This window comes from Streptomyces sp. NBC_01428 (assembly GCF_036231965.1).
Classification (GTDB): domain Bacteria; phylum Actinomycetota; class Actinomycetes; order Streptomycetales; family Streptomycetaceae; genus Streptomyces.
Genome location: NZ_CP109499.1, coordinates 6987103 through 7001834, shown reverse-complemented (window position 1 = coordinate 7001834; position 14732 = coordinate 6987103). Strand labels below are relative to the sequence as shown.

The window sequence follows — 14732 nt, the reverse complement described above, 5'->3', positions numbered from 1 at the left end:
CGCGGCCCGTCCGGCGGGCGGCGCGGGCTCAGCTCGCGATGCCCACCACCAGCCAGATGAAGCCCACACCCGCGACCGTGAACAGCAGGGTCGAGCGGGCCGGGTGCTCGTGGTGCGCCTCGGGGAGGATCTCGGCGGCCGCGAGGTAGAGGAGCACGCCGCCGAAGAGCCCGAGATAGCCGCCGAGCAGCCCCTCCGGGATCGTGAAGAGGAGCGTGGAGGCGGCACCGAGCACCGGGGCCGCCGCGTCCGCGAACAGCATGAACAGGGCCTTGCGGCGGGCGTTCCCGTACAGGCTGGTGATCGTGTAGGTGTTGAAGCCGTCCGCGAAGTCGTGGGCGACGACGGCGAGGGCGACCGCGAGGGCCATGCCGCCGCCGACCTGGAAGGCCGCGCCGATCGCGACGCCGTCCATCGCGCTGTGCCCGACCATGGCGCCCGCCGCCGTCAGACCCACCTCGGGCGCGCGGCCGTCGTGCTCGTCACCGCCGTGCGCGGCCTGCCGGTGGGCGAGCAGCCGTTCGACCAGATGGGCCAGCAGGAAGCCGGCCACGAAGAGCAGCAGCGCGGCCGGTACGCCGAACACCTCCCGGCCCGCGGTGGCGAGTGCCTCCGGCAGCAGGTCGAGGCCGACCACGCCGAGCATCAGGCCGCCGGCCAGTCCGAGGACCAGGTGCCGACGGTCGGTCACCCGCTGTGCCGTCCAGCCGCCGGCCAGCGTCATCAGGAACGCGCCGAGCGCGACGAGGACCGCCATAGGCCCTTGCTATCCGATCAACCCCCGTTCGCGCACCTTCGGCGACGGCCCCGTGCCCACTGATGTGCCACATCACCCCAGTTTTTCCGTAGGAGAGGACCGATTCCCATGGCCGATGCCCCCACCGGCAAAGTGACCTTCGTCGGTGCCGGCCCCGGCGCCGCCGACCTGCTGACCTTCCGTGCCGCGCGCGCCATCGCCGAGGCCGACGTGGTGATCTGGGCGGCCAGCCTGGTGCAGGCCGAGGTCCTCGACCACGCGCGCGAGGGCGCCGAGGTCCTCGACTCGGCGACGATGTCGCTGGAGGACGTCGTCGCCGTGTACGAGCGGGCCCGGGAGCAGGGTCTGCGGGTGGCGCGGATCCACTCCGGCGACCCGGCGCTGTGGGGCGGTACGCAGGAGCAGATGGACCGGTGCGCGGAGCTCGGCATCGCGACGGAGATCGTGCCGGGCGTCTCGTCCTTCTCGGCGGTGGCGGCGCTCGCGGGACGCGAGCTGACCATCCCCGAGGTCGCGCAGTCGGTGATCCTCACCCGGCTCGGCGGCGGCAAGACGCCGATGCCGCCCGGCGAGGAGGTCCGGGAGTTCGCCAAGCACGGCACGACGATGGCGCTGTTCCTGTCGGCGGCCCGCAGCGGCCAGCTCGTACGGGAGCTGCTGGAGGGCGGCTATCCGACGTCCACGCCGGTCGTCGTCGCCCACCAGGTGACCTGGCCGGAGGAGCTGATCGTGACGTGCACGATCGGCACGCTGGAGGAGACCGTCAAGGAGCACAAGCTCTGGAAGCACACCCTCTTCCTGGTCGGCCCGGCGCTGGACGCGAGCGGGACCCGCTCGCACCTCTACCACCCCGGCCACTTCCACGGGTTCCGCAAGGCCGACCCCGAGGCGCGCGCGGAGCTGCGCGCGGCACGCCGGAGCGCCGCGCAGGGGCCCGCGTCGTGAGCGTGGAGGTCGTCGGCGCGGAGGACGGAGCCGTGCGCGCCGCGTCGGCGGACCGTTCCGAGGTGATCACCGTCGTCGGTACGGGCACGGGGGCGCCGCTCGCCGAGGAGGCGCTGGCGGTGCTCGCCGGGGCCGGGCTGGTCGTGGGGGGCCGGCGGCATCTGGCGGCGGCCCCCCTCGCGGGCCGGACCGCGCGGATCGTGCTCGGTCCGCTGGCACCGGCGCTCGACGGCATCGCCCGGTACACGGACGCCGGGGCGCCGGACGGACCGGTCGTGGTGCTCGCCTCGGGCGACCCCGGGTTCTTCGGGATCGTGCGGGCGCTGGCCGAACGGTTCGGGGCCGGCCGCCTCGACGTGCGGCCCGGCGTCTCCTCGGTGGCGACCGCCTTCGCGCGGGTGGGGCTGCCCTGGGACGACGCGGTGGTCGTCAGCGCGCACGGCCGGGATCTGCGGACGGCCGTCCAGGTCTGCCGGTCGCGGCCGAAGGTGGGCGTGCTGACCGGTCCGGGCGCCGGGCCCGCCGAACTGGGCGCCGCCCTCGTCCACCGGGGCGCCGACCGCGTCCTGGTCGTGGCGAGCGCGCTCGGCGATCCGGAGCGTGAACGCGTCGAGCGGGTCACGCCCGCCGAGGCGGCGGCCCGTGACTGGGGTACGGCGGTCAGTGTGGTGCTGTGCCTGGACCCGGTCCGTGCCCTCGGCGCCGTGCGGACCGTCGCCGGTCCGCCGGCCGGGCCCGCCCGATGGGCCCTGGAGGAGAGCGAGTTCGCCCACCGCGACTCGATGATCAGCAAGTTCGAGGTCCGCGCGCTGGCCCTCGCGCGGATCGGACCCCGCCTCGGCGAGCTGGTGTGGGACGTCGGCGCGGGATCCGGTTCCGTGGCCGTCGAGTGCGCGCGGTTCGGCGCGGCCGTCACGGCGGTCGAGAAGACCCCGGACGGCTGCGAACGCATCCGCGCCAACGCCGCCGCGCACGGCGTCGACGTGCATGTCGTGCACGGGGCCGCGCCCACCGTGCTGTCCGACCTCGACGATCCGGACGCGGTCTTCATCGGCGGCGGCGGACGCGAACTGCCCGCCATCGTCGCGGCGTCGGCCCGCCGGGCGCGGCGCGCGGTCGTCGTCGCGATGGCCTCGCTCGACCGGGTGCCGGCCGCCCGCGACGCCCTGACCGCCGCCGGGTTCGACTGCGACGGCGTGCTGCTCCAGTCGTCGCGGCTCGCCCCGCTGCCGGGGGACGTGTCCCGGCTCGCGGCGACCAATCCCGTTTTCGTGCTGTGGGGCGTCCGGCCCCCGGCCCGTACCGAAGGAGTTCCCCAGTGATCGGCCTGATCTCCGCCACGGCGGCGGGCGCGGCGGCCCGCGACCGGCTGGCCGCGGCATGGCCCGCGCGCACCCGGGTGTACGACGGGCCCGTGGCGGACGCCGTACGGCGGGCCTTCGCGGAGTGCGACCAGCTGGTGTGCTTCCTCGCCACCGGCGCGGTCGTCCGGCTCGTCGCCCCGCTGCTCGCGGACAAGGCGTCCGACCCCGGGGTGGTGTGCGTCGACGAGGCGGGCCGGTTCGCGGTGCCGCTGGTCGGGGGCCACGCGGGCGGGGCCAACGACCTCGCGCGCGAGGTCGGCGAGGTGCTCGGTGCCGTGCCGGTGGTGACGACGGCGACCGACGCGGTGGGGATGCCGGGCCTGGACACGCTCGGCCTGCCCGTGGAGGGTGACGTCGCCGGGGTCTCGCGGGCCGTGCTCGACGGCGAACCGGTGGTGCTGGACGCGGAGACGGCCTGGCCGCTGCCCGCGCTGCCGCCGAACGTCGGCGCCCCCGCCGGGGACGGGGCCGCCGTGATCCGCGTCTCCGACCGCGCCGAGGGGCCCGCCGCGCGCGAGGTCGTGCTGCGCCCGCCGTCCCTCGTCGTCGGTGTCGGCGCCTCGCGGGGCGCACCCGTGGAGGAGGTCCTCGGGCTCGTCGGGGAGGCCCTGGCGGACGCCGGTCTCTCCGTCCGGTCGGTCGCCGAACTCGCCACCGTGGACGCCAAGTCGGAGGAGCCCGGCATCCTCGGGGCCGCCGCCCGGCTCGGCGTGCCCGTCGTCACCCACATCGCCGCGGAACTCGCGGCGGTCACGGTGCCCAACCCGTCCGAGGCGCCGCTCGCCGCCGTGGGGACCCCCTCCGTGGCGGAGGCCGCGGCCCTCGTGGGCGGCGGTGAACTCCTCGTCCCCAAGCGGAAGTCGGTGCGCGCGGACGGCTCGCCCGCGATGGCGACCGTCGCGGTGGTGCGCCGGCCGGCCCGGGGACGGCTCGCCGTCGTGGGCCTCGGCCCCGGCGCCCGCGACCTGCTCACGCCGCGCGCCACACGGGAGTTGCGCCGGGCGTCGGTGCTCGTCGGACTCGACCAGTACGTCGACCAGATCCGCGATCTGCTGCGGCCCGGCACCCTCGTCCTGGAGTCGGGGCTCGGCGCCGAGGAGGAGCGGGCGCGCACGGCGGTGGCCGAGGCCCGGCGCGGTCGGGCCGTGGCGTTGATCGGCAGCGGTGACGCGGGCGTGTACGCGATGGCGTCGCCCGCGCTGGCCGAGGCGTCCGACGACATCGACGTGGTCGGGGTGCCGGGGGTGACCGCCGCGCTGGCCGCGGGGGCGATCCTGGGCGCGCCGCTCGGCCACGACCACGTGTCGATCAGCCTGTCCGACCTGCACACACCGTGGGAGGTCATCGAGCGGCGGGTCCGCGCGGCGGCCGAGGCCGACATCGTCGTGACGTTCTACAACCCGCGCAGCCGGGGCCGGGACTGGCAGTTGCCGAAGGCCCTCGCGATCCTCGCCGAGCACCGGGAACCCGTGACGCCCGTCGGGGTCGTCCGCAACGCCTCCCGGCCGGACGAGTCGAGCCGGGTGACGACGTTGGGTTCCCTGGATCCGGCGATCGTCGACATGATGACCGTGGTGACCGTGGGCAACACGGCGACCCGTGAGATCGCCGGGCGCATGGTCACGCCGCGCGGCTACCGCTGGCAGGAGGAGTCCGAGTGAGCCAGGTGTTCCCGGAGGGCCGGGTCGTGCACCCCATCGAGCAGGAGTCGTTCCGGCGGCTGCGCTCGCGGCTGGACACCTCGCACCTCCCGCCGCTGACCCGGGCGGTGGTGGAGCGGGTGATCCACTCCGCCGCCGACCTGGAGTACGCCGACGACCTCGTCACCGACGAGGAGGCCCTGCGGCACGCGCACGCCGCGCTGCACGCGGGGGCGCCCGTCGTGGTGGACGTCGAGATGGTCGCCGCCGGCATCACCCGCCGCGCCACCGTCTGCCGCCTCAAGGAGGCCGTGTCGGGCCCGGGTCTGACGCGTTCCGCGCACGCCGTGCGGCTCGCGTACGAACAGGTCGGACCCGGCGCCCTGTGGGTGATCGGCTGCGCGCCCACCGCTCTTGAGGAGCTGCTCCGGCTGGACGCCGCACCCGCGCTCGTCATCGGTCTGCCCGTCGGTTTCGTCGGCGCCGCCGAGTCCAAGGCGGCACTGCGCGCGAGCGGACTGCCCGCCGTCAGCAACGTGTCCGAGAAGGGCGGTTCGGCGGTCGCGGCCGCCGCTCTGAACGCCCTGCTGTACCACCCCGCCCCCACCCCCCCGGCCGCTGAGGCCTCGACGACCGTCGAGGCCGGCGCGCCCGTCAAGGAGACATCGTGACCACCCCTCCCCCCGCGCTGCTCATCGCCGGCCACGGCACCCGGGACGAGGCCGGAGCCGAGGCGTTCCGGTCCTTCGTACGGGAGTTGGGACGCCGCCATCCCGAACTGCCGGTCGCCGGCGGGTTCATCGAGCTGTCGCCGCCCCCGCTGGGCGACGCCGTCACCGAGCTGGTCGAGCGGGGGGTGCGCCGCTTCGCCGCCGTTCCGCTGATGCTGGTGTCCGCCGGGCACGCCAAGGGTGACATCCCGGCGGCGCTGAACCGTGAGAAGGAGCGGCATCCCGGGATCTCGTACACCTACGGGCGTCCGCTGGGTCCGCACCCCTCGCTGCTCGCGGTGCTGGAGCGGCGGCTGGACGAGGCGCTCGGCGCCGCGGCGCGCACGCCCGAGGACCGCGCCGACGTGACGGTGCTGCTCGTCGGCCGCGGCTCCACCGACCCGGACGCCAACGCCGAGGTGCACAAGGCGGCCCGGCTGCTGTGGGAGGGCCGCGGATACGCGGGCGTCGAGACGGCGTTCGTGTCGCTGGCGGCCCCGGACGTGCCGTCCGGCCTCGACCGCTGCGTGAAGCTCGGCGCCCGCCGGATCGTGGTCCTGCCCTACTTCCTGTTCACCGGCATCCTCCCGGAGCGCGTGCGGCAGCAGACCGAGGGCTGGGCCGCCGCCCACCCGGACGTAGAGGTGCGCTCCGCCGACGTGATCGGCCCGGAGCCGGAGCTCCTGGACCTGGTCATGGAGCGCTACCGGGAGGCCGTCCGGGGCGACCTGCGGATGAACTGCGACTCCTGCGTCTACCGCATCGCCCTGCCCGGCTTCGAGGACAAGGTGGGGCTCCCCCAGCAGCCGCACTTCCACCCGGACGACGACGGCCACCACGACGGACACGGGCACCACCACGGCGGCCACGCACACTCCCATGCGCACTGACGAGGCCGCCGAGGGCGGGCACGATCTGCGGCACCACGGGGACGCCGAGGTGCGCGACGACGGCTCCGCGCTGACCGACCTCGCCGTGAACGTCCGCGCGGACACCCCTCCCCGGTGGCTGCGTGAACGGATAGCCGGGTCGCTGACCGGCCTCGCGGCCTATCCGGACGGCCGGGCCGCGCGGGCCGCGGTGGCGGCGCGGCACGCCCTGCCGGTGGAGCGGGTGCTGCTCACGGCGGGAGCCGCCGAGGCCTTCGTGCTGCTCGCGCGCGCCCTGAAGGTGCGCCGGCCGGTCGTCGTGCACCCGCAGTTCACGGAGCCGGAGGCCGCGCTGCGGGATGCCGGACACACGGTGGGCCGCGTCCTGCTGCGCCCGGAGGACGGCTTCCGGCTCGATCCGGCGGCGGTCCCGGAGGACGCCGACCTCGTCGTGATCGGCAACCCCACCAATCCGACGTCGGTGCTCCACCCGGCCGCCGCCGTCGCCGAGCTGGCCCGCCCCGGGCGGGTCCTGGTGGTCGACGAGGCGTTCATGGACGCGGTGCCCGGGGAGCGCGAGACGCTGGCCGGCCGCACGGACGTGCCCGGCCTCGTCGTGCTGCGCAGCCTCACCAAGACCTGGGGTCTGGCCGGCCTGCGGATCGGGTACGCGCTCGCCGATCCCGCGACGATCGGCGCGCTGGAGCGTGCCCAGCCGCTCTGGCCGGTGTCCACCCCCGCGCTCGCCGCCGCCGAGGCGTGCATGTCCTCGCAGGCACTCGCGGAGGCGGCGCACGCGGCGCACCGGATCGCCACGGACCGGGCCCATCTCGTCGCGGGGCTGCGGGAGTTCGGCTGCTCCGACGGACTGCGGGTGGTGGAGCCCGCGGAGGGTCCCTTCGTGCTGATCCGGCTGCCGCGCGCCGCGGGGGTGCGGAGGAGTCTTCGCCGCCTCGGGTTCGCGGTGCGCCGCGGGGACACGTTTCCCGGGCTCGACGAGGACTGGCTGCGGATCGCGGTGCGGGACCGTGCGACGGTCAACCGCTTCCTCCAGGCCCTGGACCGGGCGGTGACGGCCGGCGCGGACTGATCGCGGCGGATTCCGGAGGTTCTCGGCGGTACTTGGCGGTTCGCGGTAGTTCTGGCAGGTTCCGCTCCCCGACCGCCGCAGGGGCTGGGATGCAGCCTCTCCGTCGTTCGAGGAGCGGGGTCCGGGCCCTGGGCCCGGGAGGGGTCAGCCGCGCCGACGGCGGGAGAGGACGACCGCTCCGCCGCCCGCGGCGAGCAGCGCCACCGCGCCGCCCGCGATGTACGGCGTCGTCGAGCTGCCGCCGGTCTCGGCGAGCCCGGCCTCCGCGGGAGCGCCCTGCGGCTTGACCTCGGTCACCGGCTCGGCGGAGTCCGCGGGCTTGGCGGGTTCGGAGGGCTCCGCCTGCTGGGCGGCCGGCGCCGCGGGCGTCTCGCAGGTGGCCCCGGCCAGCGTCAGGGTGCCCTCGACCTCGGCCACGTTGAGCTTCAACGGGTTGATGGACACCTTGAGTTCGAGCGCGGACGCGGCGGCGGTACGGGTCGTGGTCTCCGTCTTGGACAGGTCGAGCCGCACCTCACCGACACCGGGCACCTTCACCTCCGTCGGGCCGCCCGCGGTCAGCGTCACCTTCTTGCCGAGGACGTTCACCGATCCCAGCAGGTTGGCGGTGGCGACGGGCTTCTCACCCACCGCGCAGGTCGCCTTCGAGGAGACCTCCTGCAACTCGATGAGCGAGAGCAGCGGCAGCCCGGGGACATGGACCGCGGCGTGGACGAGGTGGGTGGAGCCCTCGGCCTTCCCGGCCTCGACGGTGGCCTTGGCGTCGGCGACGTCCGCGCGCAGCACGCTGAACGGGCGCCCGCGGTCGACGCCGTCCAACTGGGCGGTGAGCGCGGTCTTCTCGGCGCTCCGCGGTGCCTGCACCTCGTTCAGCGAGACCGCGAGCGGGACGTTCACGGTCTTGTTGAGGAGGGAGACGTCGAGTCCGGTACGGAGCACGACGGCGCTCGCGCGACCCTGGTCGGTGGTCGCGTGGGCGGAACCCGCACCGGCCAGCGCGGTGGGACCCGCGGCAAGGACGGTGGCCGCCGCCGTGACGGCGAAACGGCGTGCGGGCATACGGTAGTTGGTGCTGTTCAAGGGTGGGACCCCCATGAGAGAAAGCCTGGGACCCGGAAAGAATTACGCACTGAGAGTGAACAGTCAGCAACCTGGCGTGAGTTCACCCGGACGTGGGTTTCCCGTGCAAGTCTTCGAATCCGAAGGCACGGCTGTTCCCCGCCGTCACTCGGTCAACGGCACAGGACGAACGCGCTGGTTGACGCCCCGCGCCACACGCCGGAGCGGGACGGAAGTGCGTAACGAGCGCGGCGTCCGGATCGTCACGTTCCGTCAACCGCGCCCGCCTGTCGGTCGGACGGTCCCCGTCAGCCGACGATCCGTCCGTCGAGGACCACCCGCCGGGGCGCGGCCAGGACCCGTACGTCGGCGCGCGGGTCCTCGCCGTAGACCACGAGGTCCGCGGGCGCGCCCTCGTCGAGTCCCGGACGGCCGAGCCAGCGGCGCGCTCCCCAGGAGGTGGCGGAGAGCGCCTCGACGGGCGGGATGCCGGCGGTGACGAGTTCGGCGACCTCGGCGGCGACGAGGCCGTGCGGGAGGGTGCCGCCCGCGTCGGTGCCGACGTAGACCGGGATGCCCGCGTCGTAGGCGGCGCGCACGGTGTCGTAACGGCGTTCGTGGAGGCGGCGCATGTGGGCGGACCACGTGGGGAACTTGGCCTCGCCGCCGTCCGCGAGCCGCGGGAATGTGGCGATGTTCACGAGGGTGGGGACGATCGCGACGCCCCGCTCGGCGAAAAGCGGCACGGTGTCCTCGGTGAGGCCGGTGGCGTGCTCGACGCAGTCGATGCCGGCCTCGACCAGGTCGCGCAGCGCGTCCTCGGCGAAGCAGTGGGCGGTGACGCGCGCGCCGAGCCGGTGGGCCTCGGCGATGGCCGCCTCGACGGCGTCGCGCGGCCAGCAGGCGCTCAGGTCGCCGGTGCCGCGGTCGATCCAGTCCCCCACGAGTTTCACCCAGCCGTCACCGCGCCGGGCCTCCTGGGCGACGTACGCGACGAGGTCCTCGGGCTCGATCTCGTGGGCGTAGTTGCGGATGTAGCGGCGGGTGCGGGCGATGTGCCGGCCGGCCCGGATGATCTTCGGGAGGTCCTCGCGGTCGTCGATCCAGCGGGTGTCGGAGGGCGATCCGGCGTCCCGCACGAGCAGGGTGCCGGCGTCGCGGTCGGTCAGCGCCTGCTTCTCCGAGACCTCGTCCGGGACCGGCCCGTGCGCGTCGAGCCCGACGTGGCAGTGCGCGTCGACCAGGCCCGGCAGGGCCCAGCCCTCGACGGTGCGGACGTCACGGGCGCCGCCCGGACGCTCGTACGAGATCCGGCCGCCGACGACCCACAACTCGTCGCGGACGTCGTCCGGTCCGACGAGGACCCGCCCCTTCACGTGCAGCACAGCGTCTTCGCTCATGCACCGCACCTTAGTGAAGCGGCATCCCGGCGAGGCGGCTCGGCCCCCGGGAGTGTCCGCTTCCGCGGGAGGACTCGCGCTAGGGCGTGTCCGACGGGTCGTTCGTGGTCTCCTCGACGTCGGCCATCGCCGGGTCGAGAAGCCGGGACAGGAAGTGCCGCGTCCGCTCGTGGGCCGGGTTGCCGATGACCTGCGCCGGGGTGCCGTCCTCGACGATCACGCCGCCGTCCATGAAGACGACGCGGTCGGCGACCTCGCGCGCGAAGGACATCTCGTGGGTGACGACCATCATCGTCATGCCCTCGTTCGCGAGCATCCGCATGACGGCGAGCACCTCCCCGACGAGTTCCGGGTCGAGGGCGGAGGTCGGTTCGTCGAAAAGCATCACCTGCGGACCCATGGCGAGCGCCCGGGCGATCGCGACGCGCTGCTGCTGGCCTCCGGAGAGCGAGGCCGGGTAGGCGTCGGCCTTCGCGGCGAGCCCCACCCGGTCGAGGTTCTCGGCGGCGACGCGGGCCGCTTCCGCCTTGCCCCTGCGGAGCACCCGGCGCTGCGGCAGCGTGAGGTTCCCGGTCACCGACAGGTGGGGGAAGAGGTTGAACTGCTGGAAGACCATGCCGATGCGGCGGCGTACGGCGTCGATGTCGACGTCGGGGTCGGTGACCTCCGCGCCGCCGACGAACACCTGCCCCTTGGTGGGCTCCTCCAGGAGGTTCACACAGCGCAGCAGGGTCGACTTGCCGGAGCCGGACGGGCCGATGACGCAGATGACCTCGCCCTGTCCGACCTCCAGGTCGATGCCGCGCAGGACCTCGTTGTCGCCGAAGGACTTGTGGAGGTCCTTGACCTGGATCTCGGGTGTGCTCACTTGGCCTCCCCGGCCTTGGCCTCGAGATGCCGGACGACGAATCCGAGCGGCACGGTCACCAGCAGGTAGCACAGGCCGGCGACGAGGATGGGCGTGGAATTGGCCGACGTGCTCGCCAGGTCGCGGCCGAACTTGGAGAGTTCGCGCTCCTCCAGCGTGACGCCGAGGATCAGCACCAGCGAGGAGTCCTTGAAGAGGGTCACGAGCTCGTTGGTGAGCGGCGGGAGGATGATCCGGAAGGCCTGCGGGATGATGATCGAGACCATGGCCCGGGCGTGCGAGAAGCCCAGCGAACGGGCCGCCTCCATCTGCCCCTTGGGCACCGCCTGGATGCCCGCGCGGAACGTCTCCGCCATGTACGCGGCCCCCACCACACCGAGCGCGATGGCGACCTTGCCGTACGTTCCGCCGGGAATCTCCGTGCCCGGGAACGCGAGGGGTACCGCGACGCCCACGAAGACGAAGATCAGCAGGGTGGGCAGGCCGCGGAAGATCTCGATGTAGACGCCGGCGACCCAGCGGTAGGGGCCCACCGACGACAGCCGCATCAGGGCGATGACCATGCCCAGCACGAGTCCGACGGCGAAGCCGGACACCGTGTAGAGGACGGTGTTCTTCAGCGCCAGCGTGATGACGTCCGGGAACATCTGCTTGACCAGGTCCCACTGGGCGAACTGGTTCTTCAGACGGCCCCAGTCCGCCGTGACCGCGAAGGCGACCACGACGGCGACGAAGACCACGTACTGCGCGCCGCGCGACAGCGAGCGCTTCTGCCGCCTGCTCATGCCAGAGCGGCGGGGCTGGACCGGGGTGTCGGTATCACTCATGAGGCGGAGGGCGAAGCGGAGGCCGCGGCCGCGTCGTACGGGCCGATCCACTTCTCGTACAGCTTCTTGTAGGTCCCGTCGGCCTTCGCGTCCTTGATCGCCTTGTTGATGGCGGCGACCAGCTTGGTGTTGCCCTTCTTCACCGTGAAGCCGTACTGCTCACCGGTGTTGAGGTTGTCGACCACCTTGAAGGCGTCCGCGTTGGCCTTGTCCTTGAGCCAGCCCTGGACGACCGGGTAGTCGATGACGACGGCCTGGACCTGCCCGGTGCGCAGTCCGTTGAGGACGGCGTCGGAGGACTCGAAGGACACGGGGTCGAGCCCCTTGCTCTTCGCGTACTCCTCGCCGGTGGTCTGCGCCTGGGCGCCGACCTTCTTGCCCTTGAGGTCCGCGAAGGAGCCGATACCGCTCTTCTTGTCGACCAGGACGGCCTGGGTGGCGTCGAAGTACGGGTCGGAGAAGTCGACGTTCTTCGCGCGCTCGGGCGTGATCGTCATGCCGGCCGCGGCGAGGTCGCACTGCTCGGAGTTGAGGAAGGCACCCGTCTTGAAGTTCTCGAAGGGGGTGTCGACGATGTCCTGCTTCACGCCCAGGTCCTTGGCGACGAGGTCGATGAGCGACACGTCGAAGCCCTGCACCGTGCCGTCGATCTCCGACTGGAAGGGCGGGTACGGCAGGTGGGTGCAGGTGGTGAGCTGACCTGCCTTGACCAGCGGGACCCCGCCGGAGGCGGTGGTCTTGCCGCCCCCGCCGCCCGAGGAGCAGCCGGCCACGAGCAGCAGCCCTGCCGCGGCGGTGGTGGCGGCCAGGATGCGGGGCCTGCGTCCGAGGACGGGGTTCACGGGGACCTCCTGTGGGGGGAGTGGAGGGTTCCGATTATAAGGAGATGTTTGGGTTCCTCAAATCAATCCGATGGCCACTGGGCCGTCCGGCCTCGGAACTCTCCGGTCCGAGCGCTCCTACCGGCGCCGGATACGCTCTGATCGTCGACCCCTGAGAGCGAAGAGAGCACCGCCGTGACCCACCCCTTTCTTGACCTGGCGCCGCTGAGCGCCGCGCACTTCGCGTCGATCGAGGACCGCGTCGCCCGGCTGCTCTCCACCGAGCAGGACGTCGTGATCATGCAGGGCGAGGCGCTGCTGCCCCTGGAAGGCGCCATCCGCGGCACCGCGGGCACCGGCACCACCGCCCTCAACGTCGTCACCGGCCCGTACGGGCAGACCTTCGGGAACTGGCTGCGGGACTGCGGGGCCACCGTGATCGATCTGGCGGTGCCCTTCCACACGGCGGTCACCGCCGCGCAGATCCGGGAGGCGTTCGCCGAGCACCCGGAGATCGACTTCGTGTCGCTCGTGCACGCCGAGGCGGCCACCGGGAACACCAACCCGGTCGCGGAGATCGGCGAGGTCGTCCGGGAGCACGGCGCGCTCTTCTACCTGGACGCCGTCGCGTCGATCGGCGCGGAGCCCGTGCTGCCGGACGCCTGGGGCGTCGACCTGTGCGTGATCGGGGCGCAGAAGGCGATGGGCGGGCCTGCGGGTGTGTCCGCGGTGTCGGTGAGCGAGCGGGCCTGGGCGCGGATGGCCGCGAACCCGGCCGCGCCACGCCGTTCCTACCTCTCCCTGCTGGACTGGAAGGAGCGCTGGGTGGACGGGGGCCGCAAGGCGCTGCTGCACGCGCCGGCGCAGCTGGAGATGCTGGCGCTGGAGGCGTGCGTCGAGCGGATCGAGGGTGAGGGCCTGGACGCGGTGATGGCCCGGCACGCCTCGGCCGCCGCGGCGACCCGCGCCGGCGCGGTGGCGCTCGGCGGCGGTCTTCAGCCGTACGTCCACGACGCCTCCGACGCCGCGCCCGTCGCCACGACGCTGCGGGTGCCCGAGGGCGCGGACGCGTCCGAGCTGGTCGCCAAGGCGCTGGCCGCGGACCCGGTGCTGCCGCTCGCCGCGGGCGGCGGCGCGCTCGCGCAGTCGATGATCCGCGTGAACCACTACGGCCCCGACGCCACCCGGGGCGCGGTCCACTCCAGCCTCGCGGGCCTGGGCGCCGCGCTGGCCGAGTCCGGCTTCCCGGTGGATCTGGAGGCGGCGCGCCGCGCCGTGGCGCAGGCCTGGGGCTGATCCCGGACCACGTCCGGGTCGACCGGCGGGGGCGTGCGCGCTTCCGCCGGTACTCCGGCGGCCTCGGGCCCCCGTCCCGCGCACCGGAGACCCTCGACCGCGCGGGCGCGTGCGGAAACCCGGGGGGCGCGGTCCGCGCGCACGGCGATCCGCACCGACGGCATCGCGGGAATTGCAAATCCTCTCCACGCACTTATCCTGTTGTTCATTCGGTACGGAATTGCTCCAGCACAGCTTCCCGTATTCTTCTGCCCGGGATCTCCGCACCTAAACGCAAAGATTTCGCGAACGCCAACCCACGTAATTCGGACGGATCTCCGGCGCATTACGATGCTGTGACGCACTCCACAACCCGCCCGTTTTCTCCGGTATTTTCCGTGCAAAACCGGTCATAAAGTTGTGTGCGCGGCCACTCCCTCACCGGCGCGCGATAACACATGAGAACGCCGTACGTAACCCCGTCCGACGATGCAATTTCGGCTTTCCATCGGTAAATTCAATCCGCATGACCGCCGCACACCCAGACCTGTCAGCGGAATTCCTGGAAATGCCGGAGGGCCTTCGGATCGACCGTCCGGAGGTGGCCGACGGGGCCGCGCTCTGGCGCATCGCCAAGGACTCCCGAACCCTCGACCTGAACTCCTCGTACAGCTACCTGCTGTGGTGCCGTGACTTCGCCGGCACCTCGGCCGTGGCCCGTGACGCCCAAGGGCGTCCCGTCGGCTTCGTGACCGCGTACGTACGCCCGGAGCGTCCGCGCACCCTGCTCGTGTGGCAGGTGGCCGTCGACGACGCGTACCGCGGACGCGGACTGGCCGCGCGGCTGCTCGACGGGCTGACGGCACGGGTGGCAGCCGAGCGCGGACTGTCCGTCCTGGAGACGACCATCTCCCCGGGCAACACCGCCTCCGAGCGCCTGTTCCTGTCGTACGCACAGCGTCATGGCGCGGCCGTCGAGCGCGAGGTGCTGTTCGAGACGGACCAGTTCCCCGACGGACCGCACGACCCCGAAGTGCTGTACCGCATCGGCCCGTTCTCCCTCTGAACTTCTTCTCCCCTTCGCCCCCTTCCTCTTCCGCCCCCCAC

At 73.3% G+C, this 14732-nt stretch carries 14 protein-coding genes; 8 read left to right on the top strand and 6 right to left on the bottom strand.

What is annotated here, in order from left to right:
* Positions 1-28: 28 nt before the first annotated feature.
* Positions 29-757 carry a ZIP family metal transporter gene (locus tag OG406_RS30300; RefSeq protein WP_164375406.1) on the bottom strand — a complete coding sequence of 243 codons (729 nt, stop codon included), beginning with the start codon at positions 755-757 and terminating at the stop codon, positions 29-31.
* A 108-nt stretch (positions 758-865) separates the two neighbouring features.
* On the opposite strand from OG406_RS30300, the gene cobM reads away from it, so the two are divergent.
* From cobM to cobC, 6 genes are all read left to right on the top strand, one after another.
* On the top strand, positions 866-1702 hold the full coding sequence (cobM, locus tag OG406_RS30295; RefSeq protein WP_267050427.1) for a precorrin-4 C(11)-methyltransferase: 837 nt from the start codon (positions 866-868) through the stop codon (positions 1700-1702).
* 62 nt (positions 1703-1764) lie between these two features.
* Positions 1765-3024, top strand: a complete 1260-nt coding sequence (gene cbiE / locus OG406_RS30290; protein ID WP_267051594.1) for a precorrin-6y C5,15-methyltransferase (decarboxylating) subunit CbiE — start codon at positions 1765-1767, stop codon at positions 3022-3024.
* Entirely contained in the window at positions 3021-4727 is a 1707-nt protein-coding gene (cobJ, locus tag OG406_RS30285) for a precorrin-3B C(17)-methyltransferase (RefSeq protein ID WP_329188821.1), read from the top strand. Before cbiE ends, cobJ begins: the two co-directional genes overlap by 4 nt.
* Positions 4724-5377 (top strand): precorrin-8X methylmutase, encoded by a 654-nt coding sequence (locus OG406_RS30280; protein ID WP_266612640.1) that lies wholly within the window; start codon positions 4724-4726, stop codon positions 5375-5377. Before cobJ ends, OG406_RS30280 begins: the two co-directional genes overlap by 4 nt.
* Entirely contained in the window at positions 5374-6306 is a 933-nt protein-coding gene (locus tag OG406_RS30275; protein WP_267050429.1) for a sirohydrochlorin chelatase, read from the top strand. Before OG406_RS30280 ends, OG406_RS30275 begins: the two co-directional genes overlap by 4 nt.
* Positions 6296-7375 carry an Rv2231c family pyridoxal phosphate-dependent protein CobC gene (gene cobC, locus OG406_RS30270; RefSeq protein WP_164375410.1) on the top strand — a complete coding sequence of 360 codons (1080 nt, stop codon included), beginning with the start codon at positions 6296-6298 and terminating at the stop codon, positions 7373-7375. The genes OG406_RS30275 and cobC overlap by 11 nt, the downstream gene beginning before the upstream one ends.
* A 144-nt stretch (positions 7376-7519) precedes the next feature.
* Here cobC and OG406_RS30265 read toward each other — a convergent pair whose 3' ends face one another.
* The 5 genes from OG406_RS30265 to OG406_RS30245 all read right to left on the bottom strand — a co-directional run bounded on the left by OG406_RS30265 (position 7520) and on the right by OG406_RS30245 (position 12371).
* A complete protein-coding gene (locus OG406_RS30265) occupies positions 7520-8434 on the bottom strand; it encodes an SCO1860 family LAETG-anchored protein (protein ID WP_406377721.1) in 915 nt (304 codons plus the stop codon).
* 308 nt (positions 8435-8742) lie between these two features.
* Positions 8743-9834 carry an amidohydrolase family protein gene (locus OG406_RS30260; RefSeq protein ID WP_164375411.1) on the bottom strand — a complete coding sequence of 364 codons (1092 nt, stop codon included), beginning with the start codon at positions 9832-9834 and terminating at the stop codon, positions 8743-8745.
* 79 nt (positions 9835-9913) lie between these two features.
* On the bottom strand, positions 9914-10702 hold the full coding sequence (locus OG406_RS30255; RefSeq protein ID WP_164375412.1) for an amino acid ABC transporter ATP-binding protein: 789 nt from the start codon (positions 10700-10702) through the stop codon (positions 9914-9916).
* Positions 10699-11529, bottom strand: coding sequence for an amino acid ABC transporter permease (locus OG406_RS30250; RefSeq protein ID WP_164375413.1), 831 nt, complete (start codon positions 11527-11529; stop codon positions 10699-10701). The genes OG406_RS30255 and OG406_RS30250 overlap by 4 nt, the downstream gene beginning before the upstream one ends.
* Positions 11526-12371, bottom strand: coding sequence for a transporter substrate-binding domain-containing protein (locus OG406_RS30245; RefSeq protein WP_164375414.1), 846 nt, complete (start codon positions 12369-12371; stop codon positions 11526-11528). The genes OG406_RS30250 and OG406_RS30245 overlap by 4 nt, the downstream gene beginning before the upstream one ends.
* A gap of 174 nt (positions 12372-12545) precedes the next feature.
* On the opposite strand from OG406_RS30245, the gene OG406_RS30240 reads away from it, so the two are divergent.
* Entirely contained in the window at positions 12546-13646 is a 1101-nt protein-coding gene (locus tag OG406_RS30240; RefSeq protein ID WP_329188813.1) for a pyridoxal-phosphate-dependent aminotransferase family protein, read from the top strand.
* 505 nt (positions 13647-14151) lie between these two features.
* A complete protein-coding gene (gene ectA, locus OG406_RS30235) occupies positions 14152-14691 on the top strand; it encodes a diaminobutyrate acetyltransferase (protein ID WP_081223713.1) in 540 nt (179 codons plus the stop codon).
* Positions 14692-14732 lie beyond the last annotated feature (41 nt).

What these genes read in the sequence shown, in the direction of transcription:
- OG406_RS30300 (WP_164375406.1), bottom strand. Translation starts at nt 757, where the DNA reads ATGGCGGTCCTCGTCGCGCTCGGCGCGTTCCTGATGACGCTGGCCGGC.
- cobM (WP_267050427.1), top strand. Translation starts at nt 866, where the DNA reads ATGGCCGATGCCCCCACCGGCAAAGTGACCTTCGTCGGTGCCGGCCCC.
- cobC (WP_164375410.1), top strand. Translation starts at nt 6,296, where the DNA reads ATGCGCACTGACGAGGCCGCCGAGGGCGGGCACGATCTGCGGCACCAC.
- OG406_RS30265 (WP_406377721.1), bottom strand. Translation starts at nt 8,434, where the DNA reads ATGCCCGCACGCCGTTTCGCCGTCACGGCGGCGGCCACCGTCCTTGCC.
- OG406_RS30260 (WP_164375411.1), bottom strand. Translation starts at nt 9,834, where the DNA reads ATGAGCGAAGACGCTGTGCTGCACGTGAAGGGGCGGGTCCTCGTCGGA.
- OG406_RS30250 (WP_164375413.1), bottom strand. Translation starts at nt 11,529, where the DNA reads ATGAGTGATACCGACACCCCGGTCCAGCCCCGCCGCTCTGGCATGAGC.
- ectA (WP_081223713.1), top strand. Translation starts at nt 14,152, where the DNA reads ATGACCGCCGCACACCCAGACCTGTCAGCGGAATTCCTGGAAATGCCG.